Below are 22,199 nucleotides of genomic sequence, written 5' to 3'. Positions count from 1 at the left end.
TTCCTTATTTTATGGCGCTACTCCTTCGCTTATACCGGAGTAACTGTTGTATTGTCCCCAATTCCGCGTTACATGGTCCGGCTCCCGAGGATCGTCATAATCCCAAGTGTTGTGAAACGGCGTCAGAGCGATGGAATAGCTATCGCCATAGGTGCCATTGGCCGATAAAATGTCTAAATTAACCGAAACAGTTTGTTTTGCTCCTACATATTCATCGCTGATCTTATTGTAATCCCCGGATCCAGTATCCCAACTGGTTATATGGTCAATATTTTGAATGACTTCTAAATTGGTGTCCTCTGAATTTTGATAAGCCCGCACCGTCGTACTCGTTGATGGATCAGATCCGGACCAGTAGGAATAACCGTCCCTTGTATCCTCATAAGACAAAGTCACGTTTGCTGTCTTTTGCTTACCGCAAATTAGCGGAAGAGGTCTTCGCTTTTTCACCAGGAAACACAACAATGATGGAACGTTTAGGAACACGGATCGGCTGCGCTACGTTTTGATGTGTCGGTTTCGCCATGACAGGGAATGGGCTAACATGTCCAGATGCGGTTTCCTGCACTAAGCTGCGATTTTTCGAAGCTTTCCATTTAATGAATGACATGATGAATTTAGGAACGGACATTACGATCCCGTAAATGAGAGAGGCCGCCAAACAGAAAATTGCAGCGAATGGGAGCATCCAAAAGACTACAAGTGAATACACGTTGCCAAATCGCGCGGACCCGAATATCCTGGCATAGTACGCAGAGATGACCATGTAACCTCCAACTGGATACCTTAAGGGTTGGTCCAAGTTGAAAGTACTGAAAAAGTCGGTGCCGATGAAAATAGCGCCGGCGATAAAAACAATAAGGTTTTTAATAAAGCCTGGATTTTGATACATTGCGATCACCTCGAATATGTTTGCGATTGGTGGAAGACCTTTTGCCGAGCATCAATATTAATGAGGAAAACGTAGCAACGAACCAGATTATTTCCGATTTAGAATAAGTATGAACACGATTAGCTATTATTACGACCGTAAGGCGACGATGGTCTTTCGGTTCAACGACGGGCAGACTATGAATTCCGGCGAGTAGATTCAAATTCAAATTGGCAGCAACGAGGATTATAAGCTTGTGTCCAGTTGCTGCTTCAATTATGCCTTTCGCACGGCGTTGGGCTAAAATTCTGCTCGTGGTGATTTAACCTATAGATGAAACAAATGCTTTATCGCAGCGTCCTTGGCCTTAAAACAGCCCGAGGCTTTTTTCAGGAGGTTAGTTGATGAGTATAGCAGAAGTGAAAATACAAGGGGGGATCGTGAAAATCCAACATTCAGTTGTACCAACAGAGATGGACGGTTACATCGATACCAATGAGGAACCATATTTCTATACCTACTACCTCTTGTCATACATTAAGGCGACAAATGGTGAACTGGATAAAGCTACACAACTTTTGGCTTACATTCAGACTCGTGTAAATGTCGAAGAAGGTCCTGACATTAACTTTGAAGAAGACCTGAATGTTGTCGGAAGTCAAGAACATTGTCCCATTAAAGCCGCGCAAATTGCGGTTTTTTTTATTAATGGGATCAAGTTCTAGTCATTTGTTGATGACAAGAACTTGATCCCATTCCCGACGGGGAAATGATGTACCATGTCGTCCATTCTAAAAAACAAACGTGCTGCCGTAATATTCATGGACTGACGATGCGTCATTAAGCTAACGGGCAGTATAGTGGAACAAATAGAACTTTTTTTCGTCTAATAAATGGTAGAAGATTCAAGCAAACTATTAAACGTGATAGCTCAGGAGGTGTATATTTGAAGATTAAACTAATGTTAATGTGTTTCGTATTAATGATGACGCTTATAGGTTGCAGTAAAGGAACAACAGAGTCAAAGTCATTAGATCAAATGGAGATGCGAGAGATCGCATGGAATTCATTGGAGGAAGCTGAGAAAAAACAGTTATTGGTGACTGGAAACAAGCAGAGGTCACCCTAGCTAAGTGGGATGACATTGGGTTAAAAACAACTAAAAAAAAACCTGAAAGCATAGCTCGGGTCTCATTTAAGACTACTTTTGATCCCCTATTAGGTTCACTCGGTATTTATATCGACACAGATGCAAATAAAATTATTGGTTATGACATTAGGATGTAAGTACAATCAGTAAAAAATAAACACCTGCATTTTTACCCCTCTGACTAATTGAACTAACGGGGAACGATAGTTAAAAATACACATGGATGAGCAGGCGCTACGGTCGACAACTCCGTAACGAAACGTAAGTAATTGCTGCGCTTACTCTTATAGTAGCAAACGATCGGCAATAACGATTCTTTGGAGTTCGAACAAATGGATTTTGGGGGCGAAGGTGCCGCGAAGCTTGTCGTTACGGCAGATCACCGATTGAGAAGAACACGATTCAACTTCGCTTCACGAGTCCGGAAGGAATACGACAGTAATTGGTCGAATTCGTAAGGACCGAGGGATATGAGGAGCAATGCTTTGCATTGGACACATGTGGCGGGGATGCAGAAGGTGACCTTTCTCTTCCTGCCGGGCTCGAGTTTCGATTTTGGCTGGTTCTGATTTACAAAGTAAGCTGGAGCCGTGCTATATGGGAGGTTGTAACGTGTGAAGTTATCGGTATGTATCGATTCCGTGTTTCGCGAGCAAGGATTGGAAGACAGTCTTCGTAAGGTGAAGGAAGAGGGCTTCCGGGCCTTCGAGTTCTGGGGCTGGGAGAAGAAGGACTTAGGTCTGATGACGAAGCTGGCACAGGAACTGGATTTATCGCTCAGTGCCTTCTGTGTGAAGCAACCGAATCTGACAGAGCCCTCCGCACGTTCGGCTTATCTGGATGGATTGAAAGAAACGCTGGAGGTGGCGAAGCGACTGCAGTGCAGAACGCTCATCTTGACAGTGGGCAGTGAGCAAGCCGGTGTACCCCGGGAGGAGCAGCGGCGGAGCTTAGTAGAAGGACTCCGTGCGAGCCTTCCTCTGCTGGAGGGGACCGGTGTGACGCTGGCCGTAGAACCGCTGAATACCCTTATCGATCATCCCGGCTATTTTTTGTCCTATTCCCAGGAGGCTTGGGATATTCTGCAGGAAGTCCGTCATCCGCAAGTGCAAATGCTCTTCGATATTTACCATCAACAGATTACCGAAGGGCATGTGACGACGAATCTGCTCCGTATGCTGGAGCGGGTCGGGCATATTCATTCGGCGGGCAATCCGGGCCGAGGTGAGCTCGGTGAGGGTGAGCTTCATTACCCGTACATTTTTAGGCGGTTGACAGAAGCCGGGTATCAAGGGTATGTAGGCCTGGAGTATTTTACGGCAGGTGATCCGGTGGAAAGTTTGCAGCGAATGGCTGCTGCGTATAGTGAATGGCTATAAGCCTGTGGGCCTGCCGTGGCGGCGGGCTTTTTTATGTTGCGAAAAGACAAGCCTTTCTACTAGGGTTTATCCGACGCTGGAACAAAGCACGGGCGTGAGGTTGTACGGTGAATCAGCTCATGCGACGGTTTTGCAGTTCGATGTCTGGGAACTTGCTTAATCGAAATAATGGAGCCGGTAGCATAGCCTTTCAAAGCAAAAAACGAAAAGAAGATGCGTGAAGCGAAGCCAAGTTTATTCTGGAGCAAGAAGGAGATAAAAAAGGAAAATGGCGTCTTGAAATATACATGGGTGATATATATTTTGACAGTATCGTTGCAGAAGCAACATGATATTACTCTCAAATGACAGCGCAACCCCTCGAAAGCTGACAGCGCGAGCCACATGAACTTCTTGGGCAATGTCTGCGCCGACGACCAGATGGTGAACGGTAATGTTTTCAATGAGTTGATTTTGCTTGTCTTGTGCCTTAAACTTCATAGTAGAGCGACCTCCTGATGGGCTTTTTGAGGCAATTACCTCGCGCCTAACCCCATCGTACAGAGGCGCTCTTTTTTGTTCAAACACCAAATTATTCGTTTTACAGGAATTCTAACGGGTACGATAGTTCAGTAGCGAAGGGCTGCAGCGTGGCAGCCCTTCGCTCAACTAACGACCGGTTTTGTGCAACTATCATGCTTGTACGTTCGTTCTGATAATTAGGGGGTGGCGGAATGAAAAAATTCGTTTTGATTCTTTTTTTAATTTTAACCGTTACTGGATGCGGGGCGAATAGGCAATCAGCATATGGCGAGCAGGAGACTCTTACCTACGACTATAACCAGAATGGGCTTGCAATAAAAGCTAATATAAAGGTAGGCAAAAACATTAAAGTAGATGCATCGATTACCAATAACAGCGGGAAGACAATTATTTATAATGGGCGTTGCGGCATTCCTTTTGGTATATCTGTAAAAAAGGAAGACGCCCATTCGCACCTCATTACCCGTGATGAAAAAGAAGTAGGTTGTGATGATATGTTTGATCCCAATGATTTAAGGGAAATGGAACCGAACGAAACATTTGAAAAAGAAATAACATTTAAACGCGAGGTTAGTTTAACGAATGGACGAACTGTGAGTGCATTAAGCGGCATGTATGAGGTGTCTTTTTCCTTCCAAATGCATGACAATGAGAGAGTCTTTTCGTCATTACCATTAGAATTGATGATGGACAAAGACCTTGAAATAATGACCGTGGATCAAGCAAAAGATTTCGCAAAAGAAAATATAGAAGTGATGAAATGGTTTGACGAACATGAAAAAGAGGATATGTTCATCGAATCGGAAGACGCCATTTTAAGCGATGGAATGTGGACCGTTATGTTTTATGCTATTCACAAAGACAAAGATGGCGTTGATCGTATTATCATCAACATGGATGCCATATCTGGGGATATTAAAGGGATTCATTATGAAGAGGTAAGTAAAGAGGTATTGGAAATGTTAGATAAATAAGCTTCGCAGAAAAGGGGAGATTATTATTTTACTACGGCGTTCGCTTCCGACTCAAGTGAGAAAATATTTAAGGTTGGAATTGAATATGACCAAAGTCAAATAAATAATGAACAACTAAAACAAATCATTACTGATTATCTTAGTCATGCTGCTTCAAATTCGCCGCCTTCAAACGATTGGAAAGAAATGCTTAAACCGTTTGGATTGCGGATTGAAAAATTAGGCGACGCAAGAAACTTACCTATAATAGCTGAGAAAGACATCGGGACATCAGAATTAATATGGCTACTGGAATGAGGATAGAGCACCTCTAAGTGACACGGCTGGAAGAAATACCATAGATAGTAAACAACGAAGGGCTGCCGCGTGGTAGCCCTTCGTTACGCTAACAGGCACCCCCTTATATCTTTGGACAGGCCCGATTTTTATAATGGAGGTGGATAAATTTAGTAAGAAAGGAGCCTGGATGAGAAAATTATCGATTACAGTCGCCGCAATGATCGCCCTTGCATCATTGCCGTGCACGGGATTCAGCGCAGCGACAGCGGATTTTAAAGACGTGCCGGATACAAGCCCCTATTTCGCTTATATTCGCGATTTGAAGACGCTTGGCATAGCGGACGGAATCGCCGAAGGGATTTACGGTCCGAAACAGACGCTGACCCGCGCCCAGTTTGCCAAATTCGTCTCCGTCGCTTTTCAACTGAAGGACCAAGGAGGAGCGGTACCCTTCCCGGATATCCGGGATCACTGGGCAGCCGCCTATATACGCGCCGCCTATCAGGCGGGCATCGTTAACGGCACTTCCGCTACGACTTTTTCACCGAATGAGCCGGTCAAACGCGAAGAAGCCTCGGTTATGGTATGGCGGTATGCCAAAAAACAGGGTCTCGCTCCGGGCGGCGCGCTGAATTTCAGCGATAAGCCGAATACTTGGGCGGCGGAAGAAATCAGCGGCATTATTGCCCACGGCTGGTACGGTTCGGACATTACCCGGGATTCCAGCGCGTGGTCGTACCGGCCGCAGGACGCGATGACCCGCGAGGAAGCAGCCGCCTTAATCGACCTGTCGATGAAAGAGATTCCCGGCAGCCTGTCACTGGCCGCGATTCCGGTGAACGGCGTTACGTCCGGCTTGCCTTCGGGAAGCGTTCCGTACGGAAGCATGGCGATACTGAGCGCCGCCAGACCGGGTGCGGCCATCTACTACACGACGGATGGCAGCGATCCCCGGACATCGTCCGCCCGTAAACCGTATACTTCGCCCATTCCGGTACTAGGAGGGCTTCAGTTGAAGACATGCGCGGTTTACCATCCCGTTTCCGGCAAAACGGAAGTCAGCGGCGTTTCCGTATACAAGTACGAGGTTGGGGCTGTAACGCCTCCGGGGCCGTCCGTAGGCCTTTACGACCCGCTCGAAAGCTTCAAACGGATGGCGACCCGCACGAATATGTACATCGCTACAAACCATCCCGCTAACTTCGGCAGCGACGCGAAACGGATCGCGCGAACGTCGACGGCGCCGGGAAGCATCGTTTACCATACGGAATACGATATCGCTTCCGTGCTCTTTTACAGCTACTTTTTTACCGGAGTCGAGCTGGAAAAGAGCAAGACGTTCGCCTCGGCGGACGGGAAAACGTATAAGGAAATACCGATCAAAGCCTATCCGGTCGGCAATCCTTCGGGTGATTGGCAGCAGTACGCCTATGAAGCTTTTTCGCTGCCGGCAGGGACGCGCTATTTGAAAATCGAGCTGCATGGAGTTGCCAAATCCTGGTCGCCGCAGCTTTCCAGGGTTTCGATCAATCGAAGCACCGCTTCCATCGACGTCAGCTCGACCCGAAACGTCGAATCGCTTCAGGTCGAGCTTTCTTCGGCGACCCAAGGGGCCCGAATCTATTACCGCAAGGACAACGCCCCTGCGTATCAGCTCTACACCGGGCCGTTCCAGCTTACGGGGTACAGCGTGCTCGAAACCTATGCTGTGAAAGACGGCCTGGTACCGAGTCCCATCCGCAAAACCAAGCTCAACGCTAGCAATAAAATTCAAGTGGACCGATTCGGTCAAATGATATCGGCTAATTTTCCCGGGAAGGTGACAACCGAGCTGCAGGTGGAAGCGGATGCCGAGGCGGACGCCTCCTATTACGCCGGTTTAACGCCTCCTTCAGGCCGTGACCGTTTCGGCGGTCTGGCAGGCAGCGCGGCCAAATACGGCTTGCAAAAAAAGGGCTTTTTCGCCATTCAGCAGATGGGAAGCCGCAAAGTGATGACGACGCCGGATGGCAATCTCTTCTTCAGCTTAGGCGTGAACGGACTAACGGCCAATGAAACCTTTACGATGGTAAAGGGGCGGGAGGAGCTGTTCGAATCGATTCCGTCCATTCTTGGGGAATATAAAACGGCTTATAACGGTTCCAATAACTTTTCGTACTATTTGGCGAACAAATATTTGAAAACAGGAAAAGTCCCAACCGAGCATGCGGTCTATTCGGAAGCGGCTGGGCGCATCAAAAAATGGGGATTTAACAGCGTAGGAGGCTTTTCGCCCGACAAATACGGCAGCGAGAACAACTTGCCTTACGTGCGGATGCTGCCGCTCGCCAGCATGAACTGGGCGAAGATAAACGGGATTTCGCTATTCGACATTTTCGCGCCGGATGCGGTGGCCAAGCTTGATAAGTCGTTTGCGCAGGTCGTCAAGCCGACGAAGGACGATCCGATGCTGATCGGGTATTTCATCGACAACGAATACGATTTCCACAAGTTTTATTCCCATGTGCCGAAGCTGAAGGCAAGCGAAGCGGCGATCAAAGGACGTTTGGTTAAAAGGCTGAAGGATAAATATCAAGACATAGACAAATTTAATAGCGAATGGCAGACAAACTTTAAATCCTTTGAGGATTTGAAGGAAGCGGAGCTTCCGATCAAGACGTCGGCGGCCTGGCGCGATATGGACGCCTTTTTCAGGTATTATCTGGATACGTTCTACGGAACGGTCTCGCGGCTCTACCGCAAATATGATCCGAATCATCTTCTTCTCGGAGACCGATGGTTAACGACGCCGTTCCATAACGAGAAGTTTCGGAGCATAATGGCGGAGTTGGAAGGGAAATACGTGGATGTCATCAGCATTAACTATTACAGCTATAACCTGGATGCCGACCTTCTGAAGGACGTGTACGCGAAATCGGGCGGCAAACCGATTCTGATTAGCGAATTCGGTTTCGGCACGACGGAACAAGGCTTGGATCCGCTTCTTGAGAATTCCGCCGAGAATCAGTCCCAGAGGGGAACGCGTTACCGGAATTATTTAGAGGCGGCGGCCAGTCTAGACAACATTGTGGGCGCTCATGTGTTCAATTACGTCGACCAGGCTGCTCTGGGCAGATATTGGGAAGGCGTTTGGGGAGAACGTTATAACTCGGGCCTTGTGAATGTCGCCGACCGTCCTTATAAGGAATACTTGAAAGAGGTCATGGCGACCAACTACGACATCTACAAGGTCCTTCTCGGGGAACGGCCAATGTTCTATTACGATTTAAGCCAAAAATAAGGCGTGATGCCAAGTGTGAACGACTTATGCCGTCCTTAGGCGGTATAAGCTCGTTTCGCGATGAAATATAAGCCATTTTTATAAGTGCAAAACTTATAAATTCTTATATTTGCAGAAAGACCGCCAGATTGGCGGTCTTTCTGCGTCTTTAATCTAGATGACCTGTTATCGGGATATTACCTTACAGGAGGGAAATCGTCCCCGCGGATATGGCATTTAGGTATTCAAAGGATGAAGATAGAGGTATCACGGATTTAAAGAGTTGGGCAAAAATGAATAATGTAAAGATGGTCAATAAATCGTTTCAAACGTGGATATAAATGTATTCCTAGCACTATTCGGTAAGGTCATTATCTTATTCAGAAGATGGGCTTAACTAGGATGACATACTTGTTCGTTACGCTAAACATTCCTGTTAAGGCTAAGAAATAGCCTTTGTCAAAAAAGGAGCGCCTCGGTATGATGGGTTTGTCGACAACACATCAAGGAGGCGCTCTTACTATGAAGTTTAAGCAATCAGACGCACAAAATCAACGGATTGAACGAATGACCACCTCGCATCTCGTCGTAGGGATCGACATGGCCAAAGAAACGCATGTAGCACAAGCTACGAATTTCCAAGGGATCGTGGTTTCCAATCGACATCTCTCATTCTCAAATAGCATTGAAGGTTTTGAAAAATTGAACCGCTGGATGACGGAGTTACAGCAGAAACACCGAATAAAGAAGCTCATCATCGGTATGGAGCCAACCGGCCATTACTGGTTTAACCTGGCCAACTGGTTAGCAGATAAGGAATTACATGTGGTTATGGTTAACCCTGCTACGACCAAGAGAAACAAAGAAAACCGGGATAACAGTCCATCAAAAAATGATCCCAAAGATGCTCTTGTCATCGCAGACTCTGTCAGCCTTGGCTTCTACTACGAGTACACGCGTCAATCGGTTGTGTTTCAACGCTTACGGACCATAATGAGTGATCGCGAATTCTGGGTGTCGAACAGTGTACGTCTGCAGAATCGAATCATACGCTGGCTGGACATTCGCTTTCCTGAGTATCCATCCGTATTCAAAGACTGGACCTGTAAGCGATTATTGGCGACCCTCAAGACATTCCCGTGCCCACAGGATTTGGAGACGTATGCAATACCGGATGTGATCAGTGCTTGGAGAACTCATATGCAGCGCGCTGGGGGTTCTACGGGGATGAAGAAGGCTGCACAGCTCATCGCTCATGCTAAACGCAGTGTCGGAGATCGGACCGCAGTAGAAGAATCGAAGGCAGATTTAATACGGCTTATTGAAGAGTATGAACGAGTTACAACCATGCTTGAACAGATTGAAAAGGACATCGAATCTCTGCTTTCTGAGATTCCAATGGCTCAGCAGCTTCGCATATTAAGAACATACCCAGGAGATCATTTTATTCGCGAGCATGTAACTTACTGCCGGCGATGTATCCGGAAGGGGTATCATAGCATTTTGCACCAATTTACCCTCATTCATCAATGTCCTTTTCACCCAAAATCAAAGCTTTACGATTATTGTCCAAAATGCTTAAAGCTCATACCGTATCGTTTAAGTGATGATTGCACTGGTTTTCAATGTAAATGTGGCAACAGATTGTATGATGAATTGCTTTCTTTTAAGAGGTGGAGGGAGCACAAGCCCAAAATCTCGTCTCCCCTAGTTAATCGTTGGATTCAATTGGATGAGAATGAACGAGCAGAATTAAAATCATTCATTTTTATTCGCGAACTCGATCTGGATAAAGTACCCAACCTCATGGAATATCTGATTAGCTCGCTTGAAAATAATACTCCGTTAGTAAATGTAAAGCGCCACATTATTAAAACACACTCAAACCTTTACAAGCAGAAATAAAAAATACATGAAGAATGGAATTGTTATATCTATCATCGGCCGCCGTTTAAATACGAAAAGCTGCCGTTCTTTATTTTGAAGATAAATAACGATGATATTATAGAATTTCAATGGTGGCAGAACGATCGAGACTTTCAACTGAAGAATCTCCATTATGCAACATGTCCATTCGACTCGATAAAGAAACGAAGACGTAACAACCAATAATTATTTAATGAGAGTGGGACGCGACCCAAAACTTTTTAGTTTATTAAAGTAGTTTTGTGTCGCGATTTTTTATTTAAGTAAATTTGTGTCGCGTAATTAAGCATATTTGTGTCGCTGCACAACAATAGATGTCGGAAGTCAAGAATATTGTCCCATTAAAGCCGCGCAAATAGCGGTTTTTTTATTTATGGGATCAAGTTCTTGACATTGGTTGATGACAAGAACTTGATCCCATTCCCGACTAGTGTCAAGAATATAGTCCCATTCCCGACGGCGAATGATGTCCAAGTTCGTACATTCTAAAAAACAAACGTGCTGCCGTAATATTCATGAATAAATCGTATTAGAGAAAATAAAGTTTTTGATTAACGATGCGTCATTAAGCTAACGGGCAGGATTGTGCAACAATAAATCTTTATTTTCGTCTGATTAAATGAAGAAATTTTACCAATTTTTAAGCTACGATAACCTCCGGCATAGTTTCAAAGACGCATATAACTGGCTCATCGCTTATAAGCAGTAGTCCATCTCATTAGGGATGGGCTTTTTTTGTCGAAGTCTCACGCGCCAAATTATAGGGAAATCTACTTATTTTTCAATTTTCAGAGATTTCAACAAATTATTTAAAATTCATCATTTACACTGAAACAGTACAAGTCGGTAGGGGAAAGGGGTGACATTCGGATTAAAGGGAATAGTGTAGTCCGTTTGTTTTCAGAAAAATGGTATTGGAGGGATTAGATGTACCAAAAGTTTAGAAAAAAAGGATTGGCCCTTTCATTCCTGTTCGCTATTCTATTTTCTCTTATTTCCCCAGCAGCTGGAACGGCTGCCGAAGCAAAGCTCCTTCATTCTTCCCTGCACGCTGACCAATTGACACTGCCATCGGCAAATAATGCTTCGCCATTCGATCATTCATTGAAATTGGAAGCGATGAAGCAACAGGCAAGCAGCAATAATAATGCTATTATAACGCAGACGATCAAGCCGAAAAATTTTGTTCCTTCTTCGGACAGCACGGAGCCAATCGAAGTCATTGCCGAGTTGAAGACGGACCCCGTTTCCGTTTATCAAGTGAAAGCAAAGAAAGGTCTGAAGAAATCCGGTGCGGTCCATCAAAGTGAATTATCCACGGAACAAGCCGATTTCGCTGCAGTTTTGGCCAAAATGAACGCAAAGCCAAAGAGACAATATAAACATGTATTTAACGGCTACTCTTTAAAGATACCCGCCAATCAAGTGGACAGCCTGTTAACGCTGCCGGGCGTAAAAGCCATCTATCCGAATATAGAATATAAGGTGTCTCCAATGGATAGTATCACGCCGAATATGGATGAAAGCGCGCCTTTTATGGGATCCGATTTCTACTGGGATCTTGGCTTGGACGGAGCCGGAATTAAGGTAGGCGTATTGGATACTGGAATCGATTATCATCATCCCAGCTTAGCTTCCGCTTATAAAGGTGGATACGACTTTGTAGACGATGATTCAGATCCGATGGAGACGCTTCCGGATCCGGACGATCCTGAGGCAGCTACAGACCACGGCACCCACGTGTCGGGTACGATTGCGGGCCGGGGAGATCCTCTCAATCCCGATAGCGGGACAGGTTGGGTGCGCGGCGTAGCGTATGGCTCCGATATATATGCTTATCGCGTTCTAGGGCCCGGCGGTACTGGATCAACGGAGGATGTTATTGCTGCTATAGAGCGTTCCGTTCTGGATGACATGGATGTCATTAACTTATCCTTAGGGAGCAGCGTAAACGATCAGTATGACGCAACCTCCATTGCACTGAATAATGTGATGCTCGGCGGAGTTGTTGCCGTTACATCGAACGGGAACGACGGACCCGACTCCTATACAGTCGGTTCCCCGGCAACAGCGGATATGGCTATATCTGTCGGAGCTTCCTCGCCGCCGCTCAATGTTCCAACTATACAAGCGGACGGAGTAGAGAAGGTTTTTGCGAGCATTATGACATTTTCTCCGGAGTTAGGAGATTTGAAAGGTCAAGCCTTAAATCTAGTATTTACCGGATTAGGCACTCCTGAGGATTTTGAAGGCAAAGATTTGACTGGAAAAGCGGCTTTAATCTCCCGCGGCTCGATCTCATTTGCCGAGAAATCATTGAATGCGCAAGCCGCCGGTGCTGTCGCCGTTATTATTTATAACAATGAACCCGGAAACTTTGGCGGCACCTTAGGAACGGAAGGCGATTATGTCCCTACTGTGAGCATTTCGCAAGAAGATGGACTGGCTCTCAAAGCTCAAACAGATACGGCGGAGTCATACCCGTTTACGTTTGGCATTGAGCTTGAGCAGGACTTAATGGGGGAATTCAGTTCGGTCGGACCGACTTTGCCGGGATTGACGATCAAGCCGGATATTTCGGCCCCTGGCGTGGCGATTCGCTCCTCGGTTCCTGCTTTTGACGGAAACTATGAGGATGCCTACGCCGATTTGCAAGGAACGAGTATGGCTAGCCCTCATATCGCCGGAGCCGCTGCGCTGTTATTACAGAAGGACAGCTCGATGGATCCGTTTGAAGTAAAGTCCTTATTGATGAATAACGCACTCCAATTGTCCGACCGTGAAGGCCAACGCTATTCGCATATGGAACAAGGGGCAGGCAGAGCAGACCTCGGGCATACGATTGAAGCGAAAGCGGTAGCTATGGTGGAACAAGCAACGACCGCGGTGCCAAGCTTGGAGAGCATGCCGTATTTCACCGGAAGCATCTCCTTCGGACAGAAGGATGCCGGAGCGCTTGATAAGAGAACCATTACCGTAAAAGATATTGCCGGAGCCGCTTCCTCTTACACCATCACTTCGACTTGGCACGGTTCTTCCGCCGGTAGTATTACAGCCAGCCAAGATAACGTCTCAGTAAACGCCGGAAGCTCGACTCAATTTGATATAACCTTGCAAGTGGACCAAAATGCGGCCGACGGACGTTACGAGGGTGAAATTGTATTGACCGAAGCTGGAGGAGGGCATACCCTCCAAGTTCCATTCGCCGTATACGTTGGCGAGGCTGACATACCGGATGCTATATCCAATGTAGCGCTTGACCCTCTTTTCTTCTCGCCGAATGGTGATGGGATGACGGATACGACGGATATTGCGTTCAAAGTGAATTTGGCTTCATCCTATTTCTCATTAGATGTATACGACGCTGTTACTTCACAATGGAAAGGAACTATTACAGAGGCTGGCGTTGGCATCGATCCCGGAAGCTATACGATTGAGGCTTGGGACGGCATCGTAACGAATGACGCAGGCTCGGCCCCGTTAGAGGAAGGCTTTTATGTGATCATTCCTTGGGCTGGAGACGATACGGCAGCCGTACCGCTGGAGGAACAGGCATCTCCATTTGTCATTGACGTGAACGCACCGGTCTCAAAACTGGCTAATCCGGCTGTCACTGCACAGAGTGGCATAGGCACGATTACCGGACATATTGAGAGTGATTTTATGATTGACCTGTTCGGCGATTATTCAGCGATTGGAGTTGCCGCTTTATACTATGATAAAGGATGGGTGCAAGCGGATGGCGTTATAGCCCCGGATGGCAGCTTTAGTGTTCCGATTCCGCTTAAACCCGGGCTTAAACCGGTTGAAGTCTATGTCTATGACATTGCCAATAATGGCGTACTGGAACCGGCATATACCGTTGATATGAGAAAGGTGAAGCCTAACAAGCCGATAAATAACCTTGGATCAAAACGTATATGAAACAGAATGTTTGATATGTTGTGACACAAAAAATAGCCTACCTGAACTTGTATACCGTTCAGGCAGGCTATTTTGCAATAAATCAGCTGCTCAACCATTAAGCTATTCTAGCTAATAGCTTGTCAATATTTAAAACTAAAAGAATAAAGCCCATGATGTTATATTGAAAAAAGAGCATGCCAAATAACCATCCATAGGTGGATGGGGAAGCTTTCCTAAGCAGGATAGTGTTTCCTGCTTAGGTCAGACGAAATGCTTCTTTATGGGTAAGAATCGCGAAAATCCAGTGAATTAGCTTATTTTTACAGGCAATAACAGCCACTTTAAACGGCTTGCCCTCGGCACGCTTTTTATCGTAAAAGGCTCTGAGTTTTTGGTTGCGTGAGCTGCGCAGACCGCATCGTACGGCCAGATATAAGGTTGTAAGCGCGGGGTAGGGGGATTAACCCGACCTCAACTCAATGCTCACAAGAAAAGATTCAAGCGGGTGCCGGCACAACAAGTCGAAGAGATCGTTCTTACTTGGCGATCAACGATCGATTTCTTTAAAGAACTACGGCTTCAATATCAGAGTGTGCACCGCAATACGTTGCTCATCAACGAATTCCTCAGTTTCTGTGAATTTCACTTCATTGGCGAAAAGACAAGCGAAGTGACTCCAGAGAGAATCATTAACCGTTACGATGCTAACGGGTTCCTCAAAGAACTCAACACCTTCGCTTCATCACTTCCTTCGGCGGGTGTCGTAACCAAAGCCGATTCAATCGACTACACTGTAGGGCATCTTTCACGCGGTTGTTTCTTCACGATATGGTTTGCTCGGGATCTGATTGTCCTAAAGCCCAAGAACCTAATGAACAACTCCAGATAATAAAGCAGCTAATTAATCTGGCCTATAAGAATAAGGTGGAGGGCTTTGCGCCCCAGCTTCGAGAATTCGTCAGTGAACACAACATTATCAGAGCTGATTTCGAAAGGTCTAGGATTGGGAGGTCCGATGAATCTTTCTTTCATCACAGGACCCAGCAACATAACATCGCTCCCTTACGAAATGAACTCCTCAGCGTATTATCTGATTAGTCCATCACCGGCCATGAGCCGGGTTTTCTTATTTAATACCGCTCTATTTTTAACGAACGTTTTCCGATATAGTAATACTAGTTAATGGAAAGTAATGCGAATAGTGAAAGTATGATTTATTGTCCTGGTTTCCAGTCCGATTTAGTAACGATGCCAAAGCAACTCGACTCCGTACGGAGAGATTCGCTAATTTAATAAATAAAACCGCATTCTGTTCTGTTTTTTTGCAGTGGCTATCGCCAGCACATTAATAATCTTCACCATATGGTCGATCCTCGGCAAGTAACCGGCATGAGAACGTTTTGCACCTTGAGAGGGTGGTGAGCCAAAATTGGACTTACTCATATCAGCTGTCGTGATCGCAGTAATAACTCAGATCCCCGTTGTACATAAATATGCCAAACTCTTAAACACCTTCGTGCATGAAATTGGGCACGCTCTGTTCTCGATACTTTCATTTGGAGGAGTCCGGAGAATAAAACTAAATGCTGATACATCTGGGTATGCAGAGGTAATGAGTACATGGTGGGGCGGTAGGGTGATCACTGCATTTTCGGGGTATCCCTTCGCTTCGATTTTCCCCTCGTTTATGCTTTATCTGCTTTTTAGAGGGTACGGGAGAATCGTATTGTGGATTCTAACTGTCATGCTTTGTCTCTCTGTGTTACTCTGGCTTCGAGACATATTAAGTCTCATCTGGTCAGCCCCTTTGATAGCAGGGTTCATCCTGGCCATTAAGTATGATGTGAGTTTAGATTGGCCTCTGTACATTCTAATGACCGTGATCTTGGTGGATTCAATGAGCAGCTCAATAATAATTGCACACCTGAGTTTCAGTGATTACCGGAACGCCGGAGACGCAACCGATCTATTTGAATTGACTTTAATCCCCCCGCAGGTTTGGGGCATTCTGTTCTTTCTTATTTCGACCACTATAATTGCTTACACACCGTTAATAATGGTAGGGGTAGTGCCCGACTATTACTCCATTGTAATTGAGTCTGTAAATGACTTATATGAATTTGTTGCTCCCTAGCTTCAAGACGAAGGCAAGCGGCTGCGCAGTTAGACGTCTGCTCCCAAAGTCTGGCGGAATTCAAAATTCATTTTGAATTCATATTTTTTCCGTTGTCGGCCTAGGTTGCCTCGCTTTCGACGCTGCAGCTGTTGCCGAATGACAATTCAGTACGAAGGAAGCCCCAGGGACAAAATAGAAGCTCTACAAACTTTTTTTGACTCCTTTAGTATATCGGTTATTTTAATCTTTTTACGAAACCAAAATGATAGACATATAATGGGGATGTGACACAACCAGCAGCTTCATCGCAGATATAATGATCCAACTTTTTCTTGAAGTAAAGTATGCTCACGATAAATTAAAATTGTACATGTACGTTCATAATCAGTTTGTTGATTACCCTAAAACACAAGCCATCGCTTCCTCTTTCTTTGCCCTATCGATGAATGCTTTGCAGAATGATTCCATCATCAGCACCGCCAAACTGTTTGATAAAGGCAACAAAAGTTACGGTACTATACACAAATTTTTTCAGCTGATTGAAGTAAATGCGGACCTATTTCAGAACGATAAGAAGCGAGTCCTTAAGGAGATACCCACTCACCAAAAATTTTATGAGGAGAAGGCCCTACTTCTGCAGAACTTGTTAACCTGGAGAAACAAACATTTTGCACACCCAGATAAGAACTACTTTCTGGATAAAGATCGTCTAAAGCTAGGAGAAGATGCCCCCATTCTTTATGGGGATTTGCCTGATCTCTTGCAGAAGTCGGTAGATATTATCAATTTCTATTCAGAAGCACTCTGTAAAAATCATCACATACTAAAGGATCCTGAGATCGAACGACACGTTGATGATTTATTCAGAATTCTCAATGACCACCTAGATAGAAAAACGTAATCGAAATCTAAAACCTTTTTGTCAAAATAGTAGGAATTCCTCCACATTTGGCGCTTGGAAGAGAGTAAACAATATTTTATGTCCAATCCTGAATTCACCTATACTCCCGTATTTACGGTGACAGGCTCTACCAGCATGTCCATTGAGGGGGATTTTTTCATGTGGAGCTGCGTTGATACAACGATTCCATTCAGGTATTATCAAGGAGATATTTATGTATCCGGCACAAATGAGGCGGTGATTCCAAAGATGATTGAGGTAGCGAGCGAATTAAGGGCAGATGTGTCTGAAGGTTAATTAACTTTGTCGAAATTTGCAACTGAAATTAGTACTATCGAAGGGGGAGCAATGCCTTATGTTGGAGTTGTCGATTGATGAATCGGAGCGGTTAAGAAAAGTGGCGCATGCGCTTGCCTCGGATGTCCGTATAAATATTTTAAAGCTGTTGAATTTCAAACAGGAAAATATCGTTGATATCGCTGAAAAGTTAGACTTGCCTGTATCGACGGTCGCTTCCAACATCCGAGTGCTGGAAAACGCAGGCATAATCGTGACAGAAGTGCTGCCTGCTTCCAGAGGGACGATGAAGGTTTGCTCAAGAACGTTTGACGATATACATATGCAATTGAATGTAAACGCTGGTTACAATAATCAGGCGAGCGTCTACCAAATTGAAATGCCGGTCGGCTGCTACACGGATTGTGAAATAAACCCAACCTGCGGCTTAATTACGGAAACCGGCATTGTACAGCCGGTGGACGAGCCATCCCACTTTTATCATCCGAGCAGAATTTCTGCACAATTGCTCTGGTTTAGCCGAGGATATGTTGATTATAAATTTCCTCCGTTGTCTGAGACGAACGCAGAAATTAAATCGATACAATTTTCGATGGAGCTATGCTCCGAAGCGCCAGATTACGATCACAATTGGCCGTCGGATATTACGATATGGATCAATGGTATCGAAATCGGAACATGGACTTGTCCTGGTGATTTCGGCGACAGAAGGGGAAAGCTGAACCCGAATTGGATACCCGATAACCATACGCAATACGGGCTGCTTAAAACGTGGAAGGTCGACCACGCGGGGAGCTTCCTTGATGATGTAGAAATTTCCAAAGTGAAGCTGAACGAGCTCAATTTGAGCAACAATAGGTTCATCAGTTTACGAATCGGAATCAAGCAGAATGCGGAGCATATCGGAGGCATCAATCTATTCGGCAAACAGTTTGGCGATTATAACCAAGATATCATTATGCGAATTATCTACCAATCGGATACGTAAAACGAATGGTTTCATAATCCTAACATTCCAGCGAATGATGTAAAAGAATATATAATCCGCGGTCATTTTGTCTATAAAAATGCGTGAAAAAAATGCCATATTCGACAGATGTACGGGCGGTCCTAGATAGGACGGCCTATTTCTTTTGTTCTATTTTTCAAGCTCGAAGGACGGAATTCTTCATTCATTACAACAATTCGGTAACAATCAAAAAAATGAGAAAAAACTGTTGACGGATCGTTTTTTCTCTTATAGAGTGTAAATCAACGTTAGGGTTAACGTTAATGCTCCAAAATAATAAGAGGGAAAGGAGCGATGATTTATCCATTTTCCGAAGAACAATGTAAGCATAAACATTCGTTTCTTATTATTTATTCGAGGGGGATTTCTATGAAAAGTACCAGACTGTATACAATTGTACTAGGGATGTTGCTTGTTGTGTCATTAATGTTAAGCGCATGTTCGTCAGGCAATGGAGGCAACGGAGGCAACGGAGGCAATAGTGGAAGTAGCGGCAATGGAGGCAATAGCGGTAATACGGAAGCTACAAATGAAAGCGCTTCAAATACACCGGACGCTGCTCCGGCCGAGAAAGTAACCATCACCTATTGGAACATGTTCGGCGGTGGAGACGGCGTAATCATGAATAGCCTCGTGAAGAAATTTAACGATGAACATAAAGGACAAATCGAAGTTAAGGCATTGACGCAGGATTGGGGCCAATTTTATACGAAGCTGCAAACCGCTGTTTCTGGCGGAAACGCACCTGATCTTGCGATATCCCATACGTCCAAATTAAGCGAGCTAGTGGATCTTAAAATTATCGAGCCATTGAACCCTTATATCGAATCGATGGGCATTGATTTAAGCGGATTCAATGAAAACATGGTGAACGCGACGATGTTTGACGAACAGCAATACGCATTGCCGCTTGACGCTCATCCGCTCATCCTGTACTACAACAAAAAAATTCTTCGTGAATTGAATTTGCTGGACGAAAGTGACAAACCGATCATCGAGCCTGGCCCCGATGGATTTAAAAGCTTCCTGCAAAAAATCAAAGACGGAGCTCCAAAAGGCATTGCAAATATGCTGCTCGCCTCCACAGGCGAAGATCCGTACCGGATATGGTGGGCGCTTTATAACCAGCTTGGCGGAGAGGGCATGTTCGATGAATCTGGCCAAAAGGTGACACTAAATAATCCCCAGGGCAAGCAGGCTGCAGAATATATCAGCGGTTTGTTCGAGAGTGGCTTGATCCAGAGAAACATGCCAAAAATCGGCGAGACGTTCCAAGCAGGCAAAGGTGCCCTTTTGCCAACAGGCGTATGGTTTACCAGCACGTTGGAAGCGACTAAAGGGCTGGAGTTCGGGGCCATACCATTCCCGCAAATCTATGACAAGCCTGCTACATGGATTGATTCGCACAATTTCATCCTGCCGATCCAGAAGAAAGGGCAAGACGAGAATAAAGTAAGGGCATCGATGACATTTGCCAAATGGGTGACTGACAATGCTGCCGAGTGGTCCAAGGCCGGACATATTCCGCCATCCACAACTGCTGTAGAGTCGGAAGCGTTCAAAAACTTGCCGTATCGCCAAGATTATCTGCAAGCAGGCAACGATGGCGTATACTTGCCGAGATCTCCGAAAATGTGGCCGGCGAAAGACCAGCTCGTCCAAGCGCTTGACACGATTTGGTCCGGCAAAGCACCTGTCGATAAAGGTTTGGATACAGCCGTACAAAGCATGGAAAAACTTCTGAACCGATAAAACATGCACGTGCAACGGCGTTATGGTGACATAACGCCGTTGCATGATTGGAGGTGAAACATGAACCCGGTAACGATAACGGATCCGAATTTGGCGGATATGTCTATAGGCAAGCGAAAAAGGAAGCTGTTTAACGAATTGCTGGCAACCGGCTTCCTTGCTCCCTATTTCTTTTTCTTTATTCTCTTCTCGATCATTCCGATATTTTACGGACTGTTCGTCAGCTTTCATGATTGGACCTTGATTGGCAAGGAAGGGTTTGTCGGTATTCAAAATTACATCTATGCGCTCAAGGATTCGGATTTTTGGGCGTCCTTATGGCATACGACCTATTTTGCCTTAATCTCAACGCCATTTATGATCTTAACGCCTTTCCTGCTTGCTTTGATTCTCGATTCGAAAGTGAAGGGCAGAACGTTTCTGCGTACCGTGTTTTTTATGCCTAATATTTTATCGGTAGCGGTCGTCAGCTTTATCTGGATATTCGTTCTTGCCCCATATTCCGGTTTGCTAAATACGGTGCTGCATAACTTAGGCATACTCAGTCCGGAAACGGAAATTTTTTGGCTGAACGAGCCGCATTTTGCCTGGATTTCCATCGTCATGATTACGCTTTGGTGGACACAGGGCTTCAACATGATCGTCCTGCTCGCAGGGCTGCAGGATATTCCCGTTGACCATTACGAGGCGGCTACACTCGATGGGGCAAATGCGTGGCAAAGGCTCAAATTTATTACTTTGCCTGCGATGCGCGGATTGATTGTTCTCATCACCGTGCTGCAGGTTATCGCATCCTTTAAAGTTTTCGGCCAGGTATGGCTCGTCACGCGCGGCGGACCCGGCAATGAAACACGAACGATGATTCAATATATTTATGAAACGGGCTTTACCGCCAACGATCTCGGATTATCGTCTGCAATGTCATTTATTTTCTTTGTTTTTCTAATTGTGCTCTCATTCATCCAGTTTAAAGTTTTCGGCAAAAAAACGGATTAAGGGGAAGAAGAGATGAACGAATTCGCTGGATCCAAAAAGTGGACTTTTCCGAAAATAATGCTGTACATTGCAGCTTACGGATTGGCAATCATCTTTATTGTTCCGATTATCTACATGTTATTCACTTCACTAAAGCCGCCAGGAACCGCAATGGGGGATATGATCGACCGCTTTTTGCCACCATTCTCGTTTGAGAACTATGCTTATATTCTCGAGAATGCGCCGGTTATCAAGTGGACGATGAACAGCTTGACTATCGCCGTTATCGTTCCGATACTCAGCCTGATCATGGCTTCCTTGGCCGCGTTTGCGCTTTCTAGAATCGATTTCAGCTATAAAAAGCTAGCCTTTTGGCTTATTCTCAGCGGCATGATGATTCCAGGAGAAGCGACAATCGTTTCCTTGTATATGGTGGCTAACAGCTTGAACATTCTTGATTCTTATGCTGCGCTTATTCTCCCGGGCCTTGCAGGACCGCTCGGCGTGCTAATCATGAAGCAATTTTTTGATGGGATGCCCAATGAGCTGGTTGAGGCTGCCAAAATGGACGGCTGCAGTCTGTTCCGAGTGTGGTGGAATATTTTTATACCATTATCCAAGCCGGTGTTGTCTACATTGATGATCTTTTCCTTCCTTGGGACATGGAACGATTTCCTTTGGCCGTTTCTGGCTATTCAATCGGAAGATTTGTTTACGCTGCCGATCGGCATTCCGTTTTTTATGAGCTCCTATAACCAGGATGAAACCTTGCCCATGACGGTAAACGCGTACGCTTCGGTTCCGATTATCATTATCTTTATCATTTTCCAAAAGTATATTGTAAAGGGTGTTACCTTATCCGGAATAAAAGGTTGATTGCAAT

Annotated in this window: 16 protein-coding genes and 2 pseudogenes; 14 read left to right on the top strand and 4 right to left on the bottom strand. The window is 45.4% G+C overall.

What is annotated here, in order from left to right:
- Positions 1–9 precede the first annotated feature (9 nt).
- Both MRBLPE1_RS17825 and MRBLPE1_RS17820 read right to left on the bottom strand, forming a co-directional pair.
- On the bottom strand, positions 10–396 hold the full coding sequence (locus MRBLPE1_RS17825; protein WP_364147822.1) for a hypothetical protein: 387 nt from the start codon (positions 394–396) through the stop codon (positions 10–12).
- A gap of 16 nt (positions 397–412) precedes the next feature.
- The gene (locus MRBLPE1_RS17820; RefSeq protein WP_364147819.1) at positions 413–892 is read right to left on the bottom strand and encodes a hypothetical protein; all 480 of its coding nucleotides are present in this window, start codon (positions 890–892) and stop codon (positions 413–415) included.
- 383 nt (positions 893–1,275) lie between these two features.
- Between MRBLPE1_RS17820 and MRBLPE1_RS17815 the strand changes: the two genes are divergently transcribed.
- Positions 1,276–1,596, top strand: a complete 321-nt coding sequence (locus tag MRBLPE1_RS17815; protein WP_364147817.1) for a hypothetical protein — start codon at positions 1,276–1,278, stop codon at positions 1,594–1,596.
- Positions 1,597–2,635: 1,039 nt separating this feature from the next.
- On the top strand, positions 2,636–3,400 hold the full coding sequence (locus MRBLPE1_RS17810) for a hydroxypyruvate isomerase family protein (RefSeq protein WP_364147814.1): 765 nt from the start codon (positions 2,636–2,638) through the stop codon (positions 3,398–3,400).
- Between the two features lie 348 nt (positions 3,401–3,748).
- Here the strand turns inward: MRBLPE1_RS17810 and MRBLPE1_RS33165 are convergent.
- Positions 3,749–3,880, bottom strand: a pseudogene (locus tag MRBLPE1_RS33165) (IS110 family transposase); the annotation flags it as partial.
- A gap of 233 nt (positions 3,881–4,113) precedes the next feature.
- Between MRBLPE1_RS33165 and MRBLPE1_RS17795 the strand changes: the two are divergent.
- The 4 genes from MRBLPE1_RS17795 to MRBLPE1_RS17780 all read left to right on the top strand — a co-directional run bounded on the left by MRBLPE1_RS17795 (position 4,114) and on the right by MRBLPE1_RS17780 (position 14,284).
- The gene (locus tag MRBLPE1_RS17795; RefSeq protein ID WP_364147809.1) at positions 4,114–4,896 is read left to right on the top strand and encodes a hypothetical protein; all 783 of its coding nucleotides are present in this window, start codon (positions 4,114–4,116) and stop codon (positions 4,894–4,896) included.
- A gap of 466 nt (positions 4,897–5,362) precedes the next feature.
- Positions 5,363–8,455, top strand: coding sequence for an S-layer homology domain-containing protein (locus MRBLPE1_RS17790; protein ID WP_364147807.1), 3,093 nt, complete (start codon positions 5,363–5,365; stop codon positions 8,453–8,455).
- A 501-nt stretch (positions 8,456–8,956) separates the two neighbouring features.
- Positions 8,957–10,339 (top strand): IS110 family transposase, encoded by a 1,383-nt coding sequence (locus MRBLPE1_RS17785; protein WP_364147804.1) that lies wholly within the window; start codon positions 8,957–8,959, stop codon positions 10,337–10,339.
- Between the two features lie 948 nt (positions 10,340–11,287).
- Positions 11,288–14,284, top strand: coding sequence for a S8 family serine peptidase (locus tag MRBLPE1_RS17780; RefSeq protein ID WP_364147803.1), 2,997 nt, complete (start codon positions 11,288–11,290; stop codon positions 14,282–14,284).
- 238 nt (positions 14,285–14,522) lie between these two features.
- Here the strand turns inward: MRBLPE1_RS17780 and MRBLPE1_RS17775 are convergent.
- Positions 14,523–14,702: pseudogene (locus tag MRBLPE1_RS17775) on the bottom strand (IS110 family transposase); the annotation flags it as partial.
- Positions 14,703–14,771: 69 nt separating this feature from the next.
- On the opposite strand from MRBLPE1_RS17775, the gene MRBLPE1_RS17770 reads away from it, so the two are divergent.
- From MRBLPE1_RS17770 to MRBLPE1_RS17735, 8 genes are all read left to right on the top strand, one after another.
- Positions 14,772–15,155 carry a hypothetical protein gene (locus MRBLPE1_RS17770; protein WP_364147802.1) on the top strand — a complete coding sequence of 128 codons (384 nt, stop codon included), beginning with the start codon at positions 14,772–14,774 and terminating at the stop codon, positions 15,153–15,155.
- Between the two features lie 540 nt (positions 15,156–15,695).
- Positions 15,696–16,400, top strand: a complete 705-nt coding sequence (locus MRBLPE1_RS17765; protein ID WP_364147799.1) for a M50 family metallopeptidase — start codon at positions 15,696–15,698, stop codon at positions 16,398–16,400.
- Between the two features lie 298 nt (positions 16,401–16,698).
- Positions 16,699–17,283 carry a hypothetical protein gene (locus MRBLPE1_RS17760; RefSeq protein ID WP_364147797.1) on the top strand — a complete coding sequence of 195 codons (585 nt, stop codon included), beginning with the start codon at positions 16,699–16,701 and terminating at the stop codon, positions 17,281–17,283.
- Between the two features lie 159 nt (positions 17,284–17,442).
- On the top strand, positions 17,443–17,580 hold the full coding sequence (locus tag MRBLPE1_RS17755) for a hypothetical protein (protein ID WP_364147795.1): 138 nt from the start codon (positions 17,443–17,445) through the stop codon (positions 17,578–17,580).
- 58 nt (positions 17,581–17,638) lie between these two features.
- Entirely contained in the window at positions 17,639–18,568 is a 930-nt protein-coding gene (locus tag MRBLPE1_RS17750) for an ArsR/SmtB family transcription factor (protein WP_364147793.1), read from the top strand.
- Between the two features lie 390 nt (positions 18,569–18,958).
- Positions 18,959–20,341, top strand: coding sequence for an ABC transporter substrate-binding protein (locus tag MRBLPE1_RS17745; RefSeq protein ID WP_364147790.1), 1,383 nt, complete (start codon positions 18,959–18,961; stop codon positions 20,339–20,341).
- A gap of 60 nt (positions 20,342–20,401) precedes the next feature.
- The gene (locus tag MRBLPE1_RS17740; RefSeq protein ID WP_364147787.1) at positions 20,402–21,337 is read left to right on the top strand and encodes a carbohydrate ABC transporter permease; all 936 of its coding nucleotides are present in this window, start codon (positions 20,402–20,404) and stop codon (positions 21,335–21,337) included.
- Positions 21,338–21,349: 12 nt separating this feature from the next.
- Positions 21,350–22,192 (top strand): carbohydrate ABC transporter permease, encoded by an 843-nt coding sequence (locus MRBLPE1_RS17735; RefSeq protein WP_364147786.1) that lies wholly within the window; start codon positions 21,350–21,352, stop codon positions 22,190–22,192.
- Positions 22,193–22,199 lie beyond the last annotated feature (7 nt).

The sequence above is a fragment of the Paenibacillus sp. LPE1-1-1.1 genome, from assembly GCF_040676435.1.
Lineage (GTDB): Bacteria > Bacillota > Bacilli > Paenibacillales > Paenibacillaceae > Pristimantibacillus.
Note: the sequence above shows the minus strand (reverse complement) of the source record. Positions and strands in the feature narration are given on the sequence as shown.

Coding starts and splice junctions, on each gene's coding strand:
- MRBLPE1_RS17820 (WP_364147819.1), bottom strand. CDS start 892: ATGTATCAAAATCCAGGCTTTATTAAAAACCTTATTGTTTTTATCGCC.
- MRBLPE1_RS17815 (WP_364147817.1), top strand. CDS start 1,276: ATGAGTATAGCAGAAGTGAAAATACAAGGGGGGATCGTGAAAATCCAA.
- MRBLPE1_RS17795 (WP_364147809.1), top strand. CDS start 4,114: ATGAAAAAATTCGTTTTGATTCTTTTTTTAATTTTAACCGTTACTGGA.
- MRBLPE1_RS17790 (WP_364147807.1), top strand. CDS start 5,363: ATGAGAAAATTATCGATTACAGTCGCCGCAATGATCGCCCTTGCATCA.
- MRBLPE1_RS17785 (WP_364147804.1), top strand. CDS start 8,957: ATGAAGTTTAAGCAATCAGACGCACAAAATCAACGGATTGAACGAATG.
- MRBLPE1_RS17780 (WP_364147803.1), top strand. CDS start 11,288: ATGTACCAAAAGTTTAGAAAAAAAGGATTGGCCCTTTCATTCCTGTTC.
- MRBLPE1_RS17760 (WP_364147797.1), top strand. CDS start 16,699: ATGATCCAACTTTTTCTTGAAGTAAAGTATGCTCACGATAAATTAAAA.
- MRBLPE1_RS17755 (WP_364147795.1), top strand. CDS start 17,443: ATGTGGAGCTGCGTTGATACAACGATTCCATTCAGGTATTATCAAGGA.
- MRBLPE1_RS17750 (WP_364147793.1), top strand. CDS start 17,639: ATGTTGGAGTTGTCGATTGATGAATCGGAGCGGTTAAGAAAAGTGGCG.
- MRBLPE1_RS17745 (WP_364147790.1), top strand. CDS start 18,959: ATGAAAAGTACCAGACTGTATACAATTGTACTAGGGATGTTGCTTGTT.
- MRBLPE1_RS17740 (WP_364147787.1), top strand. CDS start 20,402: ATGAACCCGGTAACGATAACGGATCCGAATTTGGCGGATATGTCTATA.
- MRBLPE1_RS17735 (WP_364147786.1), top strand. CDS start 21,350: ATGAACGAATTCGCTGGATCCAAAAAGTGGACTTTTCCGAAAATAATG.